Here is a 2,081-nt window from a genome sequence, read left to right on the forward strand (position 1 = left end):
ATGTAGCACCACTGACCACACCTTGGTGGGCAACGCACATCCGTCGGCGTGTCGCTGCGCTGCGAAAACGCCGACATTGGCCGGTTAAGAGGGAGATCCCGGTCCGTCCTAGCGACCGGTGGATGCCCAGGCGGCAACAGTGCTGGGCGAACTGGGTGCTGGTGTACTGACATCCGCGGTCGCTATGGAAGATCACCCCGGCAACGTCACCACCGCGAGTGTCAGCGGCCATGGAATTCTCCCCGGTGGTGGCCGGATAGTTCCCCACTGGTGGCCAAGTGATCTCCCCACTCGTGGCCACGTTTTTCCCCACTCGTGGCGTGCCGACCCGCGGTAGTGGCGGGTTGGGCGTTGCCGTGGAGCCGGTGTGAGTGCTGGCTTCGCGACAGGAGTGGAGTTGAAGAGTCCGGAGGAGATTATGGAGATTCTGGAAGCTTTCGATGCCACCGGTAGCTACCGGTCGTGAGGTTGCCCCCGTTTGACGGACACGTTGGGTGTGGGGTCAGCCGTCCTGGTCGGGCGGGGTGTGGCGTGTCTCGTAGGTGATGGGGCTGAGCATTCCGATGCTGGAATGACGTCGCTTAGGATTGTACCAGCATTCTATCCATTCGAATATGGCGTTGGCAAGTTGGGTGCGCGTTTCCCAGGTGCGTTGGTCGAGGATTTCGAGTTGCATGGTGCCCCAGAAAGACTCCATCATTGAGTTGTCGTAGCAGTCGCCCACGGTGCCCATTGAGCCGAGTAGTTCGGCGTCGCGGAGTCGTTTCCCGAACGCCCAAGAAGTGTATTGCGTGCCGTGATCTGAGTGTAGAATAGTTGAGTCCGGTTCAGGCTGTCGGCGCAAGATTGCCATGCCGAGTGCGTCGGTGACCAGTTCGGTCGTTTGCCGGTTCCCGATAGACCAGCCGATGATGCGGCGTGAATAGGCATCGAGTACGGCGGCGCAGTAGAGTTTCCCTTCTTGTGTGGGGTGTTCGGTGATGTCGGTGCACCACAGCCGGTCCGGCGCCTCGACGGTGAAGCGGCGGTGCACCAGGTCGTCCTCGGTGGCCTCGTTGGTCGGCATGCGGCGCTGTTTCCGCCGGTAGATGCCCTGTAACCCGGCCTCGCGCATCAGCCGCTCGACCCGCTTGTGGTTGACCGGCTCGCCGAGCCCGAGCGTGAGCTCGGCATGCACCCGCGGGTGGCCGTAGCTGCCACGCGACTCGGCGTGAATCTCGTGGATCATCTTGGTCACATCCCTGTTGCGCAATTCTCGCGGTGATTCCGGACGGTCCCGCCAGTCGTAGTAGCCCGAGCGAGACACATGTAGTATCCGACAGGCCACCGCGACATCGAATCCGTCAGCGGCGAGTTCATGGACCAGCCGGAACCCTACTTTGGGAGAACATTTTCCTTAGCGAAGTAGGCGGCGGCCCGTTTGAGTATCTCGTTTTCCATCTCCAGCTGACGGGCACGCTTGCGCAGCTCGGACAGTTCCTTCTTCTCCGCGCTGGTCGGTTTCGTGGCATGGCCGTTTTCATCGATATCGGACTGGGCCATCCAGTTCCGCAGGCACGATTCACTGATCCCGAGACTCGTGGCCAACTCAGCGACCGGTTTCTCGCCCAGACGGGCCAGCTCCACGGCACGCTGCCGGAACTCAGGCGGGTGAGGTGCGGGCATACGAACATCCTCCCTGGTAGCCGCAGCCACCAAACTTCAGGTGTCCGTGCTCCGGGGGCAAGCTCATCGGCGGCCGAGCTGGCCGGGTGTGATCACCACACGGTGCGGCGCTATGTCGCGCTGCGTGGGCAGGGCCAGCCCGGGCAGCGGGCCCGGCCGGCGGGGCTGATTGACGAGTTTCTGCCCAAGCTCGAGGAGCTGGTGGAGCGCTCGCAGGGCAAGATCCGCGCCGATGTGGCCCACGAGAAGCTGGCCGCGCTGGGCTATGCAGGGTCGCCGCGAACGACGCGGCGGGCGGTGGCGGTGGCCAAGCGCGCCTACCGGGCGGGGCATCGGCGGGTGTATCGCCCGTGGATCCCCGAGCCGGGACTGTGGCTGCAGTTCGACTGGGGCCAGGGTCCGCGCATCGGCGGGCG

At 63.9% G+C, this 2,081-nt stretch carries 1 protein-coding gene and 2 pseudogenes; 1 reads left to right on the forward strand and 2 read right to left on the reverse strand.

Translation table 11 applies throughout. From position 1 onward, the window contains the following. Nucleotides 1-91 precede the first annotated feature (91 nt). Both CHB84_RS23720 and CHB84_RS22085 read right to left on the reverse strand, forming a co-directional pair. Nucleotides 92-232 (reverse strand): annotated as a pseudogene (locus CHB84_RS23720) (IS3-like element ISRhosp1 family transposase); the annotation flags it as partial. 270 nt (nucleotides 233-502) lie between these two features. Continuing rightward, nucleotides 503-1,665, reverse strand: a protein-coding gene (locus CHB84_RS22085; RefSeq protein WP_425432334.1) for an IS3 family transposase whose coding sequence is annotated in 2 segments (ribosomal slippage) — nucleotides 503-1,377 and nucleotides 1,377-1,665 — 1,164 coding nt in all. Because the reading frame shifts where the segments join, the coding sequence is not laid out codon by codon here. Nucleotides 1,666-1,671: 6 nt separating this feature from the next. Between CHB84_RS22085 and CHB84_RS22095 the strand changes: the two are divergent. Continuing rightward, nucleotides 1,672-2,081, forward strand: a pseudogene (locus CHB84_RS22095) (hypothetical protein); the annotation flags it as partial.

It is taken from the genome of Haloechinothrix alba (genome assembly GCF_900188115.1).
Classification (GTDB): Bacteria; Actinomycetota; Actinomycetes; order Mycobacteriales; family Pseudonocardiaceae; genus Haloechinothrix; species Haloechinothrix alba.